We start from the raw sequence: 20,381 nt of genomic DNA, 5'->3' as shown, positions 1-20,381 counted from the left end.
GTCGCTGTCAGCCGAAAGGACGGCCCGTCATGGCCATGCCCAGTCCCAGCTACACCATCACCCTCCGCGTGGAGGTGCCCGCCTCTCAGCGCGCCACGAGCATGCTCGTCGCGGCCGTGGCCGAGGCCGGCGCGGCGGTGACCGGGGTGGACATCGCCCACTCCGCCACCAGCCAGCTCGTCGTGGACGTCACGTGCGACACGGTCGACGCCGAGCACGGCGACCAGGTGGTCGCCGCCCTCAACGCCCTGGAGGGTGTGCGGGTGCTGAAGATGAGCGACTCGACGTTCCTGCTGCACCTGGGCGGGAAGATCGAGGTCAACGCCAAGGTGCCGCTGAAGACGCGGCGGGACCTGTCGCGGGCGTACACGCCGGGGGTGGCGCGGGTGTGCCTGGCGATCGCGGAGAAGCCGGAGGACGCGCGGCGGCTGACGATCAAGCGGAACACGGTGGCGGTGGTCACCGACGGCACGGCGGTGCTGGGGCTGGGGGACATCGGCCCGGCGGCGGCGTTGCCGGTGATGGAGGGCAAGGCGGCGTTGTTCAAGCAGTTCGCCAACGTCGATGCGTGGCCGGTGTGCCTGGACACCAAGGACACCGAGGAGATCATCTCCATCGTCAAGGCGCTGGCGCCGGTGTACGGGGGTGTGAACCTGGAGGACATCTCGGCGCCGCGGTGCTTCGAGATCGAGGCGCGGTTGCGTGAGGAGCTGGACATCCCGGTGTTCCACGACGATCAGCACGGCACGGCGATCGTGGTGCTGGCGGCGTTGCTGAACGCGCTGAAGGTGGTGGACAAGAAGATGGAGGACGTGCGCATCGTCGTCTCGGGCGTGGGGGCGGCGGGGTCGGCGATCATCAAGCTGCTCAAGGCCCAGGGCGCCCGCAACATCATCGGCTTCGACCGGCACGGCGCGCTGCACCGCGGGGTCGGCAACGGCGACCCGCACCGCAGCTGGATCATCGAGCACACCAACCCCGACCAGCTCACCGGCTCCCTCCGCGAGGGCCTGGTGGGGGCGGACGTGTTCATCGGGGTCTCCGCGGGCAACATCCTGACCGGGGCGGACGTGGCGAGGATGGCCGAGGGGGCGATCGTGTTCGCGCTGGCCAACCCCACCCCGGAGGTCGACCCGATCGAGGCGGGGCAGACGGCGGCGGTGGTGGCCACCGGGCGCAGCGACTACCCGAACCAGATCAACAACGTCCTGGCCTTCCCGGGGCTGTTCCGCGGGCTGCTGGACGCCGGGGCCTCGCACATCTCCGACGAGATGCTGCGCGTGGCCGCGGTCGCGATCGCGGAGGTGGTCAGCCCGGAGGAGCTCAACAGCGCCTTCGTCATCCCCGGCGTCTTCGACCACCGCGTCGCCGAGGCCGTCGCCGAGGCGGTGCGCCAGCAGGCCCAGCGCGACGGCGAGCGCCGTGCCGCCGACGCCGCGCCGCCCGCCGTCCGCGGTGAGGCCGGCGTCGTCGGAGCCGGGCGATGAGGGCCGGGCTGGACGAGGCCACGCGCCGCGCGGTCGAGGACGCCCTCGCTCCCGTCGACGCGCGCCTCGAGCGCGACTACCCCGGGGAGGACACCTCCCGCCAGCCGGTGCACACCGTCTACGTCCCCGCCGACCGCTACCGGGCCGGGCTGGCCCGGGAGTGGGGCGCGCAGGCTCGCGCCGCGGTCGAGGCTGTCGGCGGCATCGAGGCGGTCCTCGACGCCGCCGCCGTGCCGGCCCCGCTCCGGGCGGCCGTCGGCGAACGCGTGCTGGCCAAGCTCGACCGGGAGCCGATCGAGGACCTGCGCATCGACCTCGAGGACGGCTACGGCGACCACGGCGACGCCGAGGACGACGTCGCCGTGGCCGCCGCCCGGGCGCTGCGCGAGGAGCTGGTCACCGGGGTGGCCACCCCGTTCGCCGGCATCCGCTTCAAGAGCCTGGAGGCGGCGACCCGCGCCCGGGGCCTGCGCACCCTCGACCTCTTCCTCGCCGCGCTCCTCGACGGCGGCGACGTGCCCGACGGGCTGCAGCTGACCCTGCCCAAGGTCACCGCCGTCGAGCAGGTCGCCGCGATGGCCTCAGTGTGCGGCGCGCTCGAGCGCGCCCACGGCCTGCCGGCCGGCCGGCTGCGCTTCGAGGTGCAGGTCGAGACGCCCCAGGCCATCGTCGGCCCCGACGGCACCGCCGGGGTCGCCCGCATGATCCGGGCGGGGGAGGGGCGGGTCAGCGCGCTGCACTACGGCACGTACGACTACTCCGCCTCCCTCGGCATCGCCGCCGCCTATCAGAGCATGGAGCACCCGGCCGCCGACCACGCCAAGGCCGTCATGCAGGTCGCCGCGGCCGGCACCGGCGTGCGGCTGTCGGACGGGTCCACCAACGTCCTGCCCGTCGGCGCGCCGGAGCAGGTGCGCTCCGCCTGGGCACTGCACGCCCGCCTGGTGCGTCGCTCCCTCGAGCGCGGCTTCTACCAGGGCTGGGACCTCCACCCGGCCCAGCTGCCCACCCGCTTCGCCGCGACGTACGCCTTCTACCGTCAGGGCCTGGCGGAGGCGACCGGCCGGCTGCGGAACTACCTCGGCCGGGTCGAGGGTGCCGTCCTGGACGAGCCGGCCACGGCCCGGGCGCTGGCCTGGTTCCTCAGCCGGGGCCTGGACTGCGGGGCCGTGGACGACGCCGAGCTCGACGCGGCCGGCGTGGACCCCGCCGCGCTGGGCGACCTGCTGCGCCGTCCCGGGGCGGTGGTCTGAGTGCCCGTCCTGTTCGTCAACGGCGAGGGCATGCGCGGCGGGGCCGTGCACCACAACATCGCCGCGCACCCCTTCCTCGGCGAAGTGCGCACCGCCGCCCGCTACCGGCTGTACTCGGTGCGCGACGAGTTCCCCGGCATGGTCGAGGCCGACGCCGTCGGCGCCCCCGGCGCCCAGGTGCCCGGAGAGCTGTACGACGTGCCGCTGACGACGCTGCTGCGCTGGTTCCTGCCGGACGAGCCGGGCGAGCTCGAGCTCAGCGTGGTCGAGCTCGAGGACGGCTCGGCCGCGCTGGCCATGGCCCTGCGCCCGGCGGAGCGGGACCGCCACCGCGACATCACCGACCACGGCGGCTGGCGCGCCTACCGGGCGACGCGGCCGGACGCGGCCGTGACCCCGTAGGCGGCGCGGAGAGCGCCCCTCCGCACGCAGCGAAACCAGAGCCCGGCCGGGGGTTGACCCCGGCCGGGCTCTTCTCTAATCTTTCAGTACAAGGAAGTAAGATTCCGAATGGTGAAAGCGAGACGCCGATGTCCGTGCCGTACGCGGTGAACTGCTCCATCCTGCTGACCCACCTGCCGCTGCTCGAGCGGCCGGCCGCCGCCGCGGCCGCCGGCTTCGCGGGCGTGGAGTTCTGGTGGCCCTTCCCCTCCGCCACGCCTGACGCCGGCGAGGTGGACGCCTTCGTCGGCGCCCTGGAGGCCGCGGGCGTGCAGCTGACCGGGCTGAACTTCGCCGCCGGCGACATGCCGGCCGGCGACCGGGGCCTGGTGTCCTGGCCGGAGCGCTCCGAGGAGCTGCGCGCCAACCTCGACGTCGTCACCGCCATCGGGGAGCGCACCGGGTGCCGGGCCTTCAACGCCCTGTACGGCAACCGCGTCGACGGCGTCGACCCGGCCGCCCAGGACGAGCTCGGCGCGGAGAACCTCGCCCGCGCCGCGCGCGCCGTCGCCCGCATCGGCGGCACCGTCCTGCTCGAGCCGGTCTCCGGCACCCCGGCCTACCCGCTGAAGACCTCCGCCGACGTCGTGGCCGTGCTCGACCGCGTCGCGGCCGAGCACGGCGAGACGAACCTCGGCCTGCTGCTCGACGTCTACCACCTCGCCGTCAACGGCGCCGACGTCCCGGCCGAGATCGCCGCCTACCGCGAGCGCGTGGCCCACGTCCAGATCGCCGACGCGCCCGGGCGCGGCGCGCCGGGCAGCGGCGAGCTGCCCCTCCAGGCCTGGATCGACGACCTGCGCGGCGGCGGCTACGGCGGGCCCGTGGCGCTGGAGTACAAGACCGACGACGCCGACCCCTTCGCCTGGCTGCCGCTCGAGCAGCGCTCCGGCGTCCCCACCCGCTGACCGCACCCGGCTCGCGGGCCCGGGCACCGCGCGCCCCGCGCCCGCAACGCCGGACGCCGCGCGACCCGCGCCCGCCGCACCGCCCTACGGAAGGACTGACATGAGCACCATCGCGTTCATCGGCCTCGGGATCATGGGCAGCCCCATGGCCGTCCACCTGCAGAACGCCGGCCACCGCGTCATCGGCTACAACCGCAGCCCCGAGAAGACCCAGCCGCTGGTCGCCGCGGGCGGCAGCGCGGCCGGCTCGGTGGCCGAGGCCGTCGCCGAGGCCGACGTCGTCGCCACCATGGTCCCGGACTCCCCGGACGTCGTGGACGTCCTCGCCGGCGAGGACGGCGTCTTCGCGCACGCCCGGCCCGGCACGCTCGTCATCGACTTCTCGACCATCCGCCCCGACGTCACCACCGAGCTCGCCGGGCAGGCCACGGAGCGCGGCTTCCGCCTCCTGGACGCCCCCGTCTCGGGCGGGGAGGCCGGCGCGAAGAACGCCGCCCTGTCGATCATGGTCGGCGGCAGCGCGGAGGACTTCGAGGCCGCCACCCCCTACCTCGAGGCCGTGGGGAAGACCATCGTGCATGTGGGCCCCTCCGGCTCCGGCCAGACGGTCAAGGCGGCCAACCAGCTCATCGTGGCCGGCAACATCGGCCTGCTCGCCGAGGCGATCCTCTTCCTCGAGGCCTACGGCGTCGACACCGCCGCCGCGGTGCGGGTGCTCGGCGGCGGGCTGGCCGGCTCGGCGGTCCTGGACCAGAAGGCGCAGAAGATGCTCGACCGCTCCTTCGAGCCGGGCTTCCGCATCGACCTGCACCACAAGGATCTCGGCATCGTCACCTCGGCCGCCCGCGAGGCCGGTGTGACCATCCCGCTGGGCGCCACCGTCGCCCAGCTCATGGGCGCCGCCCGCGCGAACGGCGACGGTTCCCTGGACCACTCCGCGCTCTTCCGCACCCTCGCGCGGCTCTCCGGCCGCGCCTCCTGACCACCCTGGAGGCCACCATGCCCCGAATGCGCGCGGTCGACGCCGCGGTCGCCATCCTCGAGATGGAGGGCGCCACCCAGGCCTTCGGCCTGCCCGGCGCCGCCATCAACCCCCTCTACGACGCCATGCGCAAGCACGGCGGCATCCGTCACGTTCTCGCCCGCCACGTCGAGGGCGCCTCGCACATGGCCGACGGGTACACCCGGGCCGCGCCGGGCAACATCGGCGTCTGCATCGGCACCTCCGGGCCCGCCGGCACCGACATGATCACCGGCCTGTACGCCGCCCAGGCGGACTCCGTGCCGATCCTGTGCATCACCGGCCAGGCGCCGGTGGCCAAGCTCGACAAGGAGGACTTCCAGGCCGTCGACATCGCCGCCATCGCCGCGCCGGTGACGAAGATGGCGAAGACGGTCCTCGAGGCTGCCCAGGTCCCCGGCGTCTTCCAGAAGGCGTTCCAGCTCATGCGCTCGGGACGCCCCGGCCCGGTCCTCATCGACCTGCCGATCGACGTCCAGCTCACCGAGATCGAGTTCGACCCCGACACCTACGCCCCGCTGCCGGTGGTCAACCCCGCCGCCACCCGGGCGCAGGTGGAGAAGGCCCTCGACATGCTCGCCGCCGCCGAGCGGCCGCTGATCATCGCCGGCGGCGGGGTGGTGAACGCCGGCGCGGAGGACCTGCTCGTCACCCTCGTCGAGACCCTCCAGGTGCCGGTCGTGCCCACCCTCATGGGCTGGGGCGCCATCCCCGACGACCACCCGCTGACCGCCGGCATGGTGGGCATTCAGACATCCCAGCGCTACGGCAACGCCAGCTTCCTCGAGTCCGACGCCGTCCTCGGCGTGGGCAACCGGTGGGCCAACCGGCACACCGGCGGCCTGGAGACCTACCGGCGGGGCCGCACCTTCGTCCACGTCGACGTCGAGCCCACCCAGATCGGCCGCGTCTTCGCCCCCGACTACGGCATCGTCTCCGACGCCAGGGCCTTCCTCGCCCTGGCCGTCGAGGTCGCCCAGGAGCGCCGCGCGGCCGGACGCGTCCCCGACCGCCGGGAGTGGGTGGCCGCCTGCGCCGAGCGCAAGGGCAAGCTGCTCCGCAAGACCCACTTCACCGACGTGCCGATCAAGCCGCACCGGGTGTACGAGGAGATGAACCGTGCCTTCGGCCGGGACACCGTCTACGTCACGACCATCGGCCTGTCCCAGATCGCCGGCGCCCAGCTGCTCCACGTCTACCGGCCGCGGCACTGGATCAACGCCGGCCAGGCCGGCCCGCTGGGCTGGACCGGCCCGGCCGCGCTCGGCGTGGCCACCGCCCGGCCCGAGGCGGAGGTCGTCGCCCTCTCGGGCGACTACGACTTCCAGTTCATGCTCGAGGAGCTGGCCGTGGGCGCCCAGCACCACCTGCCCTACATCCACGTCGTGGTCAACAACGCCTACCTGGGCCTGATCCGCCAGTCCCAGCGCGCCTTCGACATGGACTACCAGGTCTCGCTCGCCTTCGAGAACATCAACTCGGCCGAGACCGAGGGGTACGGCGTCGACCACGTCAAGGTCGCCGAGGCCCTGGGCTGCAAGGCGCTGCGCGTCAAGGACCCCGAGGACCTCCCCGCCGCCTTCGGCAAGGCCCGCGCGCTGGCCGCCGAGCACCAGGTGCCCGTCGTCGTCGAGGTCATCCTCGAGCGCGTCACGAACATCGCCATGGGCGTCGAGCTCGACGGCGTCAACGAGTTCGAGGACCTCGCGCTCAGCCCGGAGGATTCCCCCACGGCCCTGGCGCTGCTGGACTGAGCGCATGATGGTCCTCCTCGCCCCCGACAAGTTCAAGGGGTCCCTGCCCGCCGCCGACGTCGCCGCCCACCTCGCCGCCGGCCTGCGCGCCGCCGCGCCCGCGGTCGAGGTGGACCAGCTGCCCGTGGCGGACGGCGGGGAGGGCACCGTGGCGGCGGCGCTGGCCGCCGGGTTCACCGAGGTCCGCCTCCGCGCCACCGGCCCGCTGGGCGCGCCGGTCGCCACCCGCTACGCCGTGCGGGGGACGACGGCGGTGGTGGAGATGGCCGCGGTGTCGGGGCTGGAGATGCTCACCCCCGACCCCGGCACCGCCCGGCGCGCCACCTCCCGCGGCGTGGGCGAGCTCGTCGCCCACGCCCTGGACGGCGGCGCCACCACGGTCGTGGTCGGCGTGGGCGGGTCGGCCAGCACCGACGGCGGGGCGGGCATGCTCGCCGCTCTGGGTGCCCGCCTGGTGGGGGAGGGCGGGGACCTGCCCGACGGCGGGGCCGCCCTGCGCGACCTCCTCGCCGTGGACCTCGCCGGCCTGCACCCGGGCCTGGCCGCCGCCCGCCTCGTGCTGGCCAGCGACGTCGACAACCCGCTGCTCGGCCCGCGCGGCGCCGCCGCGGTCTACGGCCCGCAGAAGGGCGCCGACCCGGCCACCGTGGCGCTGCTCGAGGACGGGCTGACGACCTGGGTGGCCGCCCTGGCCCACACGCCCGTCCCCGCCGCCCGCCCCGCGGCCGGCAGCGCCCCAGCGGCGGGCACCGCGGGCACCGGCACCGCGGGCACCGGCACCGCCACGGCCGCCGCGGCCCGCGAGCTCGCCGGCCGCCCCGGGGCCGGCGCCGCCGGGGGAGTGGGCTTCGCCTGCCTGCTCCTCGGCGCCCAGCGCCGCCCCGGGATCGACGTCGTCCTCGAGCTCGCCGGCTTCGCCCGCCGGGCCGCCGGCGCCGACCTGGTCGTCACCGGCGAGGGCAGCCTGGACGCGCAGTCCCTGCACGGCAAGGCCCCCGTCGGCGTCGCCGCCGCCGCGGCCGCGCTGGGCGTGGGCACCGTCGCGGTGTGCGGACGCACCACCCTCGCCCCCGAGCGGGCGCGCGCCGCCGGCCTGCTCGCCGTGCACGCCCTGACCGACCTCGAGCCCGACCCCGCCCGGTGCATCGCCGAGGCCGGCCCCCTCCTCGAGCAGCTCGCCCCCCGCATCGTCGCGGATCTCGCCCCGAGAGGACACCGATGACCAGTCCCGCCCCCGCCCACGCCACCGCCAAGCCCGGGCCGCGCCACGACCTCGTCCTGCGCGGCGAGCGCGTCCTCCTCCCCGACGGGTTCGCGCCCGCCGAGGTCGCCGTCGCCGACGGCGTCATCGCCCAGGTCGCCCCCCTCGGGGCGGGCCTTCCGGGCGCGCGCACCGTCGACCTGGACCCCGACGAGGTGCTCCTGCCCGGCCTGGTCGACTCCCACGTGCACGTCAACGAGCCCGGCCGCACCGACTGGGAGGGGTTCGCCTCGGCCACCCGCGCCGCCGCCGCGGGCGGGGTGACCACCATCGTCGACATGCCGCTCAACTCCGTCCCGCCGACCACCGACGTCGCCGCGCTCGAGGTCAAGCAGGAGCGGGCCCGCGCCGCCGCCTACGTCGACGTCGGCTTCTGGGGCGGCGCCGTCCCCGGCAACACCGGGCAGCTCCGGCCCCTGCACGAGGCCGGCGTGTTCGGCTTCAAGTGCTTCCTCATCGACTCCGGGGTGCCGGAGTTCGGCCACCTCGAGCCCGAGGAGCTCGAGCGCGACCTGCGCGAGCTCGCCGCCCTGGACGCCCTCATGATCGTCCACGCCGAGGACCCCCGGGTCGTCGCCGGCGCCCCCCATCCCCACGGACCCCGGTACGCCGACTTCCTCGCCTCCCGCCCCGCGGGGGCCGAGGCGGCGGCCATCGCCACCGTCATCGAGGCCGCCCGCCGCACCGGCGCCCGGGCGCACATCCTGCACCTCTCCGACGCCGGCGCCCTGCCGCTGATCGCCGCTGCCCGCGCCGAGGGCGTCCGGCTCACCGTCGAGACCTGCCCGCACTACCTCACCCTCGCCGCCGAGCAGGTCCCCGACGGCGCCACCGCCTTCAAGTGCTGCCCGCCCATCCGGGACGAGGGCAACCGCGACCGGCTGTGGCAGGGGCTGGCCGAGGGCACCATCGACATCGTCGTCACCGACCACTCGCCCTCCACCGTCGACCTCAAGGCCCTGGACACCGGCGACTTCGGCGAGGCCTGGGGCGGGGTCGCCTCCCTCCAGCTCGGCCTGGCCGCCGTGTGGTCCGAGGCCCGCCGGCGGGGCGTGCCCCTCGCCGACGTCGTGCGCTGGATGTCCACGGGACCGGCCGCGCTGGTCGGCCTGGAGCGCAAGGGCGCCATCGCCGTCGGGCGGCACGCCGACCTGGCGGTGTTCGCGCCCGAGGAGGAGTTCGTCGTCGACCCCACCCGCCTGCACCACAAGAACCCGATCACCCCCTACGCCGGCCGCCGCCTCAACGGCGTCGTCAGGAGCACCCTCCTGCGCGGCCGCGCGATCACCGACGTCCCGCACGGGACGCTGCTGCGACGAGGAGAGGCATGAGCACCCACGTAGACCCGGCCACCCCCACCACCGGCGCGACCGGCGCGCCCGCCGCCACCGCGGACGGCGCGACCGCGAGCACCGCCGCGGCCGGCGCCGCCTTCACCACCCTGACCGACCTGGCCTCCCGCGCCCTGGGCGCCTCGGTGGTCTCGGCCAGCGACGAGCTGTTCGCCCAGCGGGAGAACCTCATCACCGTCGGCGAGCCGGCCTTCGACCCCGCCGACTTCGGCCACAAGGGCAAGGTGTACGACGGCTGGGAGACCCGCCGCCGGCGCGAGCCCGGCCACGACTGGGCGATCGTGCGCCTGGGCGCGCCGGGGATCGTCCGCGGCGTGGTCGTCGACACCGCCTGGTTCCGGGGGAACTACCCGCCCTTCGTCTCCGTCGAGGCCGCCCACGTGCCCGACTACCCCTCGGCGGCCCAGCTGGCCGACGCCGAGTGGACGACCCTGGTGGCCAAGGCCGACTGCGCCGGGGACACGAAGAACTACTACACCGTCATCGACGAGCGCTGCTGGACGCACGTGCGCCTGTCCATCTACCCCGACGGCGGCGTCGCCCGGCTGCGGGTGCACGGCGAGGTCGTGGCCGACCCGCGCTTCCTGGACGGCACCGTCGACCTCGTCGCCGCCGAGAACGGCGGCCGGCTCGAGCGCACCTCCGACGCGTTCTACTCCTCGCCCGCCCACGTCATCCTGCCCGGGCGCGCCCGGAACATGGGGGAGGGCTGGGAGAACGCCCGCCGGCGCGGAGAGGGCAACGACTTCGCCGTCTTCGCGCTCGCCCTGCCCGGCACCGTGCGCCACGTCGAGGTCGACACCGGCTACTACGTGGGCAACGCGCCGGGCTGGGTGCGCCTGTCCGTGGCCGACGCCCGCACCGCCGACCTCGACGACCCCGCCGCGTGGACCGACATCGTCGCGCGCCGCCCGGTGGTGCCCGACACCCGTCACCGCCTCCTCGTCGAGCGGGCCGTGGAGGCCACCCACGTGCGTCTCGACGTCTACCCCGACGGCGGGCTGAGCCGGCTGCGGCTGTGGGGCGAGGCCAGCGCGTCCGGCCGCGCGCTCGCGGAGGAGCGGTGGCAGCGCGCGCTGCCGTGACGCCGTCGTCCCCGGATCCCCGTCGTGCCGTCCCCGGCGGCACGAGCCAGCGAAAGGAGAACCCCATGGCCGCCCTGACCCCCGGGCACCCGGCCCCGGACTTCACCCTGACCACCGCCGACGGCGGGTCGGTGTCCCTCGCCGACCTGCGCGCCGCCAGCCCGGCCGGCGTGATCGTGTACTTCTACCCCCAGGCGGGCACCCCCGGGTGCACGACGGAGGCCTGCGACTTCCGGGACAACCTGGCCTCCCTGCAGGGCGCCGGCTACGCCGTCGTCGGGGTCTCGCCCGACCCCGTGGAGGACCTCGCGTCCTTCGCCGCCGAGCAGCACCTCACCTACCCGCTCGGTTCCGACGCCGACCACGCCGTGGCCGACGCCTACGGCGCGTGGGGGCCGAAGACCCGGGACGGGCGCACGTTCGACGGCGTCCGCCGCTCCACGGTGGTCGTCGCGCCCGACGGCACCGTCCGCCTGGCCCGCTACGACGTCGAGGCGCGCGGGCACGTCGCGGAGCTGCGCGAGGCGCTCGTGGGCGCCTGACGCCACGACGCTCGCCTCGCCGAAGACCTCGTCCGGCCGTGCCGGGCGAGGTCCTCGGCGTGCTGGGGAGCCGGCGCGGGCTCCGCCGGGGCGGCAGGAGGGCCGAGGCAGGGGCGACGAGGTTCGGCGGACGGGCTGACAACGGCCCGGGCATGAGCGACCCTGAGATACCGGCAGAGGTTGGTGCCGGGGGCGCCGGCGGCCCCTCCGCGAGGCCCGCCGGAGCCCTCGTCAGGCGCCGTCGCGCGCCGTTGACCGTCGTGAAGCGCGTCACGTAGGGTTTTCGCATAGAAGATCTGCAATTCCGCATCACGAAATCGAGGGAGACTATCGTGCAGACTCCGGACGGGCTCAGCATCACCGGCGAGCTGGGCGAGCGCTACGAGGAGGTCCTCACCCCCCGCGCGCTCGACCTCATCGCCCGCCTCCACCGCGAGCTCAACGGCCGCCGCCTGGAGCTGCTGGAGGCCCGGCGGCGCCGGGTGGAGGACCTCGCCAACGGCGGCACCCTCGACTTCCTGCCCGAGACGGCGCACATCCGGGAGGACGACTCCTGGCAGGTCGCCCCGCCGGCGCCCGGCCTGGTGGACCGGCGCGTGGAGATCACCGGCCCCACCGACAAGAAGATGACCATCAACGCGCTGAACTCCGGCGCGAAGGCGTGGCTGGCCGACCACGAGGACGCCAACACCCCGCAGTGGACCTCGGTCGTGGGCGGGCAGCTGAACCTGCTCGACGCCATCAACCGCACCATCGACTTCACCGCCGAGAACGGCAAGACCTACGCGCTCAAGCCGGACGAGGAGCTGGCCACGATCATCGTGCGCCCCCGCGGCTGGCACCTGCCCGAGAAGCACATCCTCGTCGACGGCGAGGAGACCTCCGGCTCCCTGGTCGACTTCGCGCTCTACCTCGCCACCGCCGGGCTGCGCCAGATCGAGAAGGGCCTGGGCCCGTACTTCTACCTGCCCAAGATGGAGTCTCACCTCGAGGCGCGGCTGTGGAACGACGCGTTCGTCCTCGCCCAGGACTTCCTCGGCATCCCGCGCGGCACCATCCGGGCCACCGTGCTCATCGAGACCTACCCGGCCGCCTTCGAGATGGAGGAGATCCTCTACGAGCTGCGCGAGCACTCCTCGGGGCTGAACGCCGGGCGCTGGGACTACATGTTCTCCGTCATCAAGTCCTTCCGGACCCGCGGCAAGGACTTCCTCCTGCCCGACCGCAACTCCGTGACGATGACCGTGCCGTTCATGCGCGCCTACACCGAGCTGCTCGTGCGCACCTGCCACAAGCGCGGCGCGCACGCCATCGGCGGCATGGCCGCGTTCATCCCCAGCCGGGACGAGGCCGTCAACGAGGTGGCCTTCGCCAAGGTCCGCGACGACAAGACCCGCGAGGCCAACGACGGCTTCGACGGCTCCTGGGTGGCCCACCCCGGCATGGTCGAGGTGTGCAAGGAGGTCTTCACCTCCGTCCTCGGCGACCGGCCCAACCAGATCGAGAACAAGCGCGAGGACGTCCACGTCACGGCCGCCCAGCTCCTCGACGTCGCCTCCACCCCCGGCGAGGTCACCGAGGCCGGGCTGCGCAACAACGTCTCGGTCGGCATCCAGTACCTCAAGGCCTGGCTCGGCGGGCTCGGCGCGGTGGCGATCTTCAACCTCATGGAGGACGCCGCGACGGCGGAGATCTCCCGCTCGCAGGTCTGGCAGTGGCTGCACAACGATGTCACGCTTGCTGACACGGGCCACCGGGTCACGCGTGAGCTGGTCGAGCGCATCGCCGACGAGGAGATCGCCAAGCTGCCCGGCGATCCGGCCGACTACGAGGAGGCGCGCCAGACGTTCCTCGAGGTCGCCGTCGCCGACGACTACGCCGACTTCCTCACGCTCCCGGCGTACCAGCGCATGTCCTGACACGAACCGGGGCCCGGACCTCCGGGCCCCGGCCGCCGGCGTCGTCAACGAGGAGGTTGCCGTCGTGTCACCGCTCTCCCGCGTCACCGAGACCCTGCTCGCGGCCCTGGGGCCCGAGCAGGTGATCACCGACCGCCACCGCCTGCGCACGTACGAGTGCGACGGTCTCGCCCAGTACAAGGTGGTGCCCGGGCTCGTCGTGCTCGCCCGGGACGCCGACGACGTCGCCACGGCGGTGGCTGCGTGCGCCGCGGGGCAGGTGCCCTTCGTGGCGCGCGGCTCGGGCACCGGCCTGTCCGGCGGCGCCCTGCCCCGGGCCGAGGGCGTGCTCATCGTGATGTCGCAGATGCGCCAGATCCGCGAGATCGACGCCGCCAACCAGCGCGCGGTCGTGGACCCGGGCGTCATCAACCTCGCGCTCACCCGCGCCACGACGCCCGACGGCTACTACTTCGCCCCCGACCCCTCCAGCCAGTCCGTGTGCTCCATCGGCGGCAACGTCGCGGAGAACTCCGGCGGCGCGCACTGCCTGAAGTACGGCTTCACCACCAACCACGTCGTCGGCCTCGACGTCGTCACCCCGGCCGGGGAGCGGGTGGAGATCGGGGGCAAGGCGCCCGACCCGCCCGGCTACGACCTGCTCGGCGCCCTGGTCGGCTCCGAGGGCACGCTCGGGATCGTCACGGCCGTGACCGTGCGCCTGACCCGGCTGCCGCAGGAGGTCCAGACCGTGCTCGCCGGGTTCCGCTCCACCGACGACGCCGGGGCGGCGACCTCGGCGATCATCGCCGCCGGGGTCATCCCCGCCGCCATCGAGATGATGGACGCGCTGGCCATCGAGGCCGCCGAGAAGGCGGTGGCGTGCGGGTACCCCGCCGGCGCAGGCGCGGTGCTCGTCGTCGAGCTCGACGGCGCCGCGGCGGACGTCGCCGGGGAGCTCGCCGAGGTGCTGCGCCACTGCGAGGCCAACGGGGCGTTCGAGACGCGCATCGCGGCCGACGACGTCGAGCGGGCCCTGATCTGGAAGGGCCGCAAGTCCGCCTTCGCCGCCGTCGGGCGGATCAGCCCCGACTACCTCGTCCAGGACGGGGTCATCCCGCGCACCGCCCTGCCCCAGGTGCTGCGCCAGATCGCCGACCTCGCCGCCGAGCGGGACGTGCGGGTGGCCAACGTCTTCCACGCCGGGGACGGCAACCTCCACCCGCTGGTGCTCTTCGACGACGCCGAGGAGGGGGCGGCCGAGCGCGCCGAGGACGTCGCCGGCGGCATCCTCGAGCTGTGCATCGCCAACGGCGGCTCGATCACCGGCGAGCACGGCGTGGGCGCGGACAAGGCCCGGTACATGCCCAAGATGTTCACCGCCGCGGACCTCGAGACCATGCAGGCGGTCCGGTGCGCGTTCGACCCCGACAACATCTCCAACCCGGGCAAGGTCTTCCCCACGCCGCGGCTGTGCGGCGAGCGGCCCGGGCGGCGGCAGGGCGCCCACCCGCTGCAGGAGGCCGGACTGGCGGAGGTGTTCTGATGTCGTCGGTCACCGCACCCGATCTGAGCGCGCTGGTCCGTAGCCTCGACGGTGCCGGCGAGGTCCGCGAGGCCGGCCCCGAGGACACGGTCGACGGCGTCCCCGCCGCCGTGGTGGCCCGCCCGACCACGGTCGAGGCGGTCTCGGCCCTGCTGCGCACCGCCACCGGGCAGGGGCTGGTCACCGTCGCCCGCGGCGCGGGCACCGCCCTGGGCTGGGGCTGCCCGCCCGAACGGGTCGACCTGCTGCTCGACACCCGCGGGCTCGACCGGCTCGTCGAGCACGAGTCCGGCGACCTCGTCGTCGTCGCCGAGGCCGGGCTGGCGCTGCGGGACCTGCAGGCCCACGTCGGCCGCGCCGAGCAGGAGCTGGTCGCCGACGTCCCGCGCCAGCGCCTGGAGGGCGGGTCGACGGTCGGCGGCGCCCTGGCCACCGGGGCCAGCGGGGTGCGCCGGCTCCAGCGCCTGGCGCTGCGCGACCTCGTCCTGGGCACCACCGTGGTGCTCGCCGACGGCACGGTCGCCTCCTCGGGCGGCAAGGTCGTCAAGAACGTCGCCGGGTACGACCTGGCCAAGCTCATGACCGGCGCCTACGGCACCCTCGGCGTGATCGTGCGCGCCGCGTTCCGGCTGCACCCGATGCGCCCGGCCCGGGCGTACGTGCTCTGGACCGGCCCGCTGGCGGAGGTGGCCGAGCGCGCCCGGGCGGTGGTCGCCTCCCAGCTGGCCCCGGCCGCGGTCGAGATCGACCGGCCCGCCGGCGCCGACGAGGCGACCCTCGCCGTCCTGCTCGAGGGCACCGACGACGCCGTCGCCGCCCGGGCCGCGGACGCCGCGACGCTGGTCGGCGGCACGGTGGGGGAGGAACCCGCCTGGTGGGCCCGCCTGCCCGACGGCGACGTCCTCGCCAAGGCCACCGCCACCCTGACGGGCGTGGCGGACCTGCTGGCCGCGGCGCGCGCGGCCGAGCAGGCGCACGGGGCCGGCGTGGCGCTGCGCGGCACGGCGGCCGGGGTGCTGCACGCCGGGATCACCGCGCCGGACGCGGCCGCCCTCGCCGGCGTCGTCGCCGGTCTGCGCGCCGCCGCCCCGAGCCCCCGGGAGGGCACCGTCACCGTGCTCTCCGCGCCCGCCGCGCTGCGGGAGGGGCTCGACGTGTGGGGCCCGGTGGGCGGGCTGGAGCTCATGCGGGCGGTCAAGCAGCGGCTGGATCCCGGACGCCACCTCGCGCCCGGGCGCTTCGTGGGAGGGATCTGATGCGCGGAGACATCGGGAACGGGTCGACCGGCGCACGCTCGGGGAACGGGGCGACCGGCGGGCGCTCCGCCGGGGACGGGCGCCCCGAGGGCACGAGGGGCACGCCGCGGGACGCGGCCACCACCGGCGCGGGCGACATGGGCGCCGTCGCCAGCCCGAAGGGCCAGATGGGTGAGGCGGCGCCCGCACAGGCGACCACCACCCTGCCCGACGTGCTCGGCATGGCCGCGTTCGACGACCACCACCCGCCCTCGCGTGACCTCATCGACGACTGCGTGCACTGCGGGTTCTGCCTGCCCGCCTGCCCGACGTACAACCTGTGGGGCGAGGAGATGGACTCCCCGCGCGGCCGCATCTACCTCATGAAGGAGGGGCTCGAGGGCGAGCCGATGAGCCCGTCCCTGGTGCAGCACATCGACCGGTGCCTGGGCTGCATGGCGTGCGTGACGGCGTGCCCCTCGGGCGTGCAGTACGACAAGCTCATCGAGGCCACCCGCCAGCAGGTCGAGCGGCGCGGGGCGCAGCACCGGTCGCTCGGCGACCGGGCCCTGCGCGAGGCCATCTTCGCCCTCTTCCCGCACCCGGAGCGGCTGCGGCTCATGCGCGGCCCGCTGGCGCTGTACCAGCGCAGCGGGCTCAGCCGGGCGGTGCGCCGCACGCGGGTCCTCGAGAAGATCTCCCCGAGCCTGGCCACGATGGCGGCCATCGCCCCGCCCATCGAGCGGCAGGTCCGCATTCCGCCGCTCTCGCCCGCCAAGGGCCCGCGGCGGATGACGGTCGGGCTGCTCCTGGGCTGCGTGCAGCGGGAGTTCTACCCCGGCGTCAACGCCGCCACCGTCCGCGTCCTCAACATGGAGGGCTGCGACGTCGTCACCCCGCCCGCGCAGGGCTGCTGCGGCGCGCTGTCGGTGCACGCCGGGCGGGAGGAGGAGGGGCTGCGGTACGCGCGGGCCCTGATCGACGCGTTCACCGAGGCGGGGGTGGAGCGCATCGTCGTCAACTCCGCCGGCTGTGGCTCGACGATGAAGGACTACGCCCACCTGCTCGCCGACGACCCCGAGTACGCCGACCGGGCCCGCGACTTCGCCGCCAGGGTGCGGGACATCGCCGAGGTCCTCGTCGAGCTGGGCCCCGTGGCCACGCGGCACCCGTTGCCGGTGACGGTCGCCTACCACGACGCCTGTCACCTCGCGCACGCCCAGGGGGTCCGGTCGCAACCGCGCCAGCTGCTGGGCGCCATCCCGGGCCTGACCATCAAGGAGATCGCCGAGGGGGACCTGTGCTGCGGCTCTGCGGGGATCTACAACCTCGTCAAGCCGGAGCCGGCGCGTGAGCTCGGCGACCGCAAGGCGGCCAACGTGGCGGCCACGGGGGCCCAGCTGCTGGTGACGTCCAACCCGGGCTGCCTGCTGCAGATCACCGACGCCCTCGGCCGGCGCGGCCTGCACATGTCGACGGCGCACATGGTCCGCGTCCTCGACGCCTCGCTGCTGGGCAAGAGCGTCGACACCCTGCTGCAGGAGGCGCCGCAGGCGACCCGCTCCGCCGCCCCGGTGGCTGCGGCGGCGGCAGCGGCGACCGCGGTGAGCCTGGCGAAGGGCACCTGCGCCTGTGGGCAGCCGGGCGGCTGCGGCGGCTGACGGGCACGCACCCGCCTGACGGGCACGCACCCGCCTGACGGGCGACCGGCACGTAGCCACAGGCGGACCACCGGCGCCCGCCCACCTGGCCCGCGGTGCACCCGCCGCCCACCTGGCCCGCGGTGCACCCGCCGCCCACCTGGCCCGCGGTGCACCCGCCGCCCACCTGGCCCGCGGTGGTGCACCCATCCGCCTGGCGCCCGCTGCGCGAGAGCGGCGCCGGTCGGGGGCCCCGTCCCGCGGGCAGGGCCCCGACCGTCACGTCAGATCTTCGCGAGCTCCAGCTCGGGGTTGACGGCGTCCCTCTTCGTGGTGATCTGCCAGGCCGTGACCGCCAGGGCGGCGAGCACGAGCACGAACACGATGGTTCCCACGTTCAGCCCGATCCCGAAGATCCACATGTACCCGATGGAGCCGGCCGCCAGGCAGTAGTAGGTCATCGGGATGACCGTCTTGCGGATGAGGTCGCCCTCCCGCCCGAGCAGACCCACGGTGGCCGCCGCAGCCACGACGTTGTGCACCGCCACCATGTTGCCCGCCGCGCCGCCGACAGCCTGGATGGCCACGACCGTCTCGGGGCTGGTGGCGCCGATGCCCTCACCGGTGGAGTACTGGAAGAGGGCGAACATCATGTTCGAGACCGTGTTGGAGCCGGCGACGAACGCCCCGAGCGCCCCGATGAACGGAGCCAGGACCGGCCAGCCCTCGCCGGTCACGTTGGCCGCGGCCTCGGCGAGGGTGATGGGCATGGAGTCGAGCCCGGCGGCGTTGTTGGCGCCGCCCGAGTTGATGAAGATCCGCACCAGCGGCAGCGCGCACAGCAGCGCGAACGCCGCACCCGCGAGCTGACCGCTCGCCACCTTCCACGAGGCGCCGATCTGCCGGCCGGTCATCCGGTGCAGGACGTAGGTGGCCAGGCACGCCAGGAGGAAGATCGCGCCGGGGGAGTAGAGCAGGTCCATGTTCTGGGAGATCTCGGACCCGAAGATGTTGTTGACCTTGATGACCGCCGGGCCCGTGAGGAACGTCTTGAGGGCGGGGACATTGCGCGTCAGGAGCAGCAGTGCCGCGACGATGACGTAGGGGCTCCAGGCGAGGGCGAGCGGCATCCTGGCCCCCGGCGCCATCTCGGCGTCGGGATTGACCGAACCGGACCAGCGGTGGCTCCAGCGTTCCCGTGGCGGAAAGTCCCAGACGTCCTTGGGCATGAGGAAGCCCCTGGAGGACGTGTACATGACGACGACGAGCCCGACGAAACCGCCGATCATCGACGGGAACTCGGGGCCGAGCAGGTAGGCAACCGCCAGGTAGGGAACGATCATCGCCAGGGCCGCGTACAGCGCGAACGGGGCAACGGCGAGCCCGGCACGGAAGCTGCGCCGTTCCCCGAAGAATCCGGTCATGAGGCACACGAGGAACAGCGGCACGAGGACGCCGACGAGGGCGTGGACGGTGGCCACCTGGGTCGCGGTGTGCGCGATGAAGCCGGCGCGGTCCAGGTCCAGCGCGTCCGCCCGGGCCTGAACGCTCGGGACGAAGCTCCCGTCCGTGCCCGAGAGGCCGGTGCCGACGCCGGTGATCATCGGCGTGCCGACGGCGCCGAAGCTCACGGGTGTGGACTGGATGATCAGGCCTGCCATGACCGCCGCCATGGCAGGGAAGCCGAGCGCCAGCAGCAGGGGCGCCACGACGGCCGCCGGCGTGCCGAACCCCGCCGCTCCCTCGATGAAGGAACCGAAGAGCCAGGCGACGATGACGACCTGGACGCGGCGGTCGGGGCTGATGGTGGTGAACCCCGCGCGGATCGACTGCAGCGCGCCGCTCTTGGTGATCGTCTCGAGAAGCAGGAGAGCGCCGAAGACGATCCACAACAGCCCGACGGCGATGAGCAGGCCTTGGACCACCGAGGCCGCGATCGTGTTCCAGCTCATCTGCCACACGGCGGTGGCGACGGCAACCACCACGGCCAGACCGACTGGCATGGCGTACTTGGCCGGCCAACGCAGCCAGAGAAGAAGTGCACCCACCACGAGGATGGGCAGCAGGGCGAAAAATGCGAGTACGGCGAGGTTGTCCATGGGCCCCCCTGGTGCCGGCGTCGTTGCCGGGTCGAACGGATTTTCACGTCACGGAATAATCAGTCCACGCCTATCGGGACAGCACCGTACTGGTATTCGGACATATGGGACAGGCCTTCTATCTGGCGACCCCCAATGTCTGGGAGGCGCCTGCCGGCGGGCGCCGACACACGAATCCCTTGACGGCGTCTCCCAGACGAACTCCTCCCGGACCCAGCCGGCGTCCCGGGACCAGCGCGAGCCGCTGGCTCTCCCCGAGAGCCGCTCCTCCGTCGTACGCCGCCGGTGCCCACGACGTTCTCTCGGGCGGTGCGGAGCCCGACCGCGGCTCGGCGAGGGTGCGGGCGATGCGTCCGCCGGGCGGTCCCGCCCTCACCGGCACCGCCGCCGTCGGTGCCCTGGGACGGCGCCAGGTGGGGTGTGGAGGTTGTGGCGCCTGGAGCTGGTCCGGGTCACCGCCGCGCCGGTGGGGGTGGCCGTGGTGTGGCGCAGGCCATGTGCCGGTGGTTTGACCGTCGGTTCGGGGTCTGCCTAATATTTCGGAGTCCCGCCAGGGAGGCACGGACACCGAGATGGTGGCCGGTCCCGCGGGAAGCCCCCGGATCTAGTGGTCATGGCGTTGCCGTGTCTGCTGGTGGGGTGGCCAGTTCGGAACCAGTGCGTGATGGTTCGCCACTCAGAGTGGCGGGTTGACAGGCCGGGCCGGGTTGGTTAAGATTGAGAGGTTGCCCCGGAGGGGTTGGGAACTGGGTTCCTGGCTGCTGATGGTGTGTGTCTGTTCTTTGAGAACTCAACAGTGTGCCAAGTTTTTGATGCCATATGGATTCGTGGGCGTCGTCGTGCCGGCCGGTCTGGTTTG

The 20,381-nt window shown here is 74.2% G+C and carries 15 protein-coding genes; 14 read left to right on the top strand and 1 reads right to left on the bottom strand.

Features of this window, described 5'->3' with window-relative positions:
- Positions 1-29: 29 nt before the first annotated feature.
- The 14 genes from GD970_RS15290 to glcF all read left to right on the top strand — a co-directional run bounded on the left by GD970_RS15290 (position 30) and on the right by glcF (position 17,444).
- Positions 30-1,487 carry an NAD-dependent malic enzyme gene (locus GD970_RS15290; protein WP_152203766.1) on the top strand — a complete coding sequence of 486 codons (1,458 nt, stop codon included), beginning with the start codon at positions 30-32 and terminating at the stop codon, positions 1,485-1,487.
- Positions 1,484-2,740: a DUF6986 family protein gene (locus GD970_RS15285; RefSeq protein ID WP_152203765.1), complete on the top strand. Its 1,257-nt coding sequence runs from the start codon at positions 1,484-1,486 to the stop codon at positions 2,738-2,740. Before GD970_RS15290 ends, GD970_RS15285 begins: the two co-directional genes overlap by 4 nt.
- Positions 2,741-3,142, top strand: coding sequence for an allophanate hydrolase-related protein (locus GD970_RS15280; RefSeq protein WP_152203764.1), 402 nt, complete (start codon positions 2,741-2,743; stop codon positions 3,140-3,142).
- Between the two features lie 128 nt (positions 3,143-3,270).
- Positions 3,271-4,089 carry a hydroxypyruvate isomerase family protein gene (locus tag GD970_RS15275; protein ID WP_152203763.1) on the top strand — a complete coding sequence of 273 codons (819 nt, stop codon included), beginning with the start codon at positions 3,271-3,273 and terminating at the stop codon, positions 4,087-4,089.
- Positions 4,090-4,189: 100 nt separating this feature from the next.
- Positions 4,190-5,071, top strand: coding sequence for a 2-hydroxy-3-oxopropionate reductase (locus GD970_RS15270; RefSeq protein WP_152203762.1), 882 nt, complete (start codon positions 4,190-4,192; stop codon positions 5,069-5,071).
- 17 nt (positions 5,072-5,088) lie between these two features.
- Complete coding sequence (gene gcl / locus GD970_RS15265; protein ID WP_152203761.1) at positions 5,089-6,864, top strand: glyoxylate carboligase; 1,776 nt, start codon at positions 5,089-5,091, stop codon at positions 6,862-6,864.
- Between the two features lie 4 nt (positions 6,865-6,868).
- Entirely contained in the window at positions 6,869-8,086 is a 1,218-nt protein-coding gene (locus GD970_RS15260; protein WP_152203760.1) for a glycerate kinase, read from the top strand.
- Positions 8,083-9,456, top strand: a complete 1,374-nt coding sequence (gene allB, locus GD970_RS15255) for an allantoinase AllB (RefSeq protein ID WP_152203759.1) — start codon at positions 8,083-8,085, stop codon at positions 9,454-9,456. Before GD970_RS15260 ends, allB begins: the two co-directional genes overlap by 4 nt.
- On the top strand, positions 9,453-10,562 hold the full coding sequence (alc, locus tag GD970_RS15250) for an allantoicase (protein ID WP_152203758.1): 1,110 nt from the start codon (positions 9,453-9,455) through the stop codon (positions 10,560-10,562). Before allB ends, alc begins: the two co-directional genes overlap by 4 nt.
- Positions 10,563-10,627: 65 nt before the next feature.
- Entirely contained in the window at positions 10,628-11,104 is a 477-nt protein-coding gene (locus tag GD970_RS15245) for a peroxiredoxin (protein ID WP_152203757.1), read from the top strand.
- Positions 11,105-11,436: 332 nt separating this feature from the next.
- Positions 11,437-13,023 (top strand): malate synthase A, encoded by a 1,587-nt coding sequence (gene aceB / locus GD970_RS15240; protein WP_152203756.1) that lies wholly within the window; start codon positions 11,437-11,439, stop codon positions 13,021-13,023.
- Between the two features lie 64 nt (positions 13,024-13,087).
- Positions 13,088-14,548 carry an FAD-linked oxidase C-terminal domain-containing protein gene (locus GD970_RS15235; RefSeq protein ID WP_152203755.1) on the top strand — a complete coding sequence of 487 codons (1,461 nt, stop codon included), beginning with the start codon at positions 13,088-13,090 and terminating at the stop codon, positions 14,546-14,548.
- Positions 14,548-15,804, top strand: a complete 1,257-nt coding sequence (locus tag GD970_RS15230) for an FAD-binding oxidoreductase (RefSeq protein ID WP_152203754.1) — start codon at positions 14,548-14,550, stop codon at positions 15,802-15,804. Before GD970_RS15235 ends, GD970_RS15230 begins: the two co-directional genes overlap by 1 nt.
- Positions 15,805-15,971: 167 nt before the next feature.
- Positions 15,972-17,444, top strand: a complete 1,473-nt coding sequence (gene glcF, locus GD970_RS15225) for a glycolate oxidase subunit GlcF (protein ID WP_152203788.1) — start codon at positions 15,972-15,974, stop codon at positions 17,442-17,444.
- Between the two features lie 263 nt (positions 17,445-17,707).
- On the opposite strand, the gene GD970_RS15220 is transcribed toward glcF, so the two are convergent.
- Positions 17,708-19,522, bottom strand: coding sequence for an L-lactate permease (locus tag GD970_RS15220; protein ID WP_152203753.1), 1,815 nt, complete (start codon positions 19,520-19,522; stop codon positions 17,708-17,710).
- Between the last annotated feature and the right edge of the window lie 859 nt (positions 19,523-20,381).

Source organism: Georgenia thermotolerans, assembly GCF_009193185.1.
Lineage (GTDB): Bacteria > Actinomycetota > Actinomycetes > Actinomycetales > Actinomycetaceae > Georgenia > Georgenia thermotolerans.
This window is presented reverse-complemented; position numbering and strand designations above follow the sequence as displayed.

Coding starts and splice junctions, on each gene's coding strand:
- GD970_RS15290 (WP_152203766.1), top strand. CDS start 30: ATGGCCATGCCCAGTCCCAGCTACACCATCACCCTCCGCGTGGAGGTG.
- GD970_RS15285 (WP_152203765.1), top strand. CDS start 1,484: ATGAGGGCCGGGCTGGACGAGGCCACGCGCCGCGCGGTCGAGGACGCC.
- GD970_RS15275 (WP_152203763.1), top strand. CDS start 3,271: ATGTCCGTGCCGTACGCGGTGAACTGCTCCATCCTGCTGACCCACCTG.
- GD970_RS15270 (WP_152203762.1), top strand. CDS start 4,190: ATGAGCACCATCGCGTTCATCGGCCTCGGGATCATGGGCAGCCCCATG.
- gcl (WP_152203761.1), top strand. CDS start 5,089: ATGCCCCGAATGCGCGCGGTCGACGCCGCGGTCGCCATCCTCGAGATG.
- GD970_RS15260 (WP_152203760.1), top strand. CDS start 6,869: ATGATGGTCCTCCTCGCCCCCGACAAGTTCAAGGGGTCCCTGCCCGCC.
- allB (WP_152203759.1), top strand. CDS start 8,083: ATGACCAGTCCCGCCCCCGCCCACGCCACCGCCAAGCCCGGGCCGCGC.
- alc (WP_152203758.1), top strand. CDS start 9,453: ATGAGCACCCACGTAGACCCGGCCACCCCCACCACCGGCGCGACCGGC.
- GD970_RS15245 (WP_152203757.1), top strand. CDS start 10,628: ATGGCCGCCCTGACCCCCGGGCACCCGGCCCCGGACTTCACCCTGACC.
- GD970_RS15230 (WP_152203754.1), top strand. CDS start 14,548: ATGTCGTCGGTCACCGCACCCGATCTGAGCGCGCTGGTCCGTAGCCTC.
- glcF (WP_152203788.1), top strand. CDS start 15,972: ATGGGTGAGGCGGCGCCCGCACAGGCGACCACCACCCTGCCCGACGTG.
- GD970_RS15220 (WP_152203753.1), bottom strand. CDS start 19,522: ATGGACAACCTCGCCGTACTCGCATTTTTCGCCCTGCTGCCCATCCTC.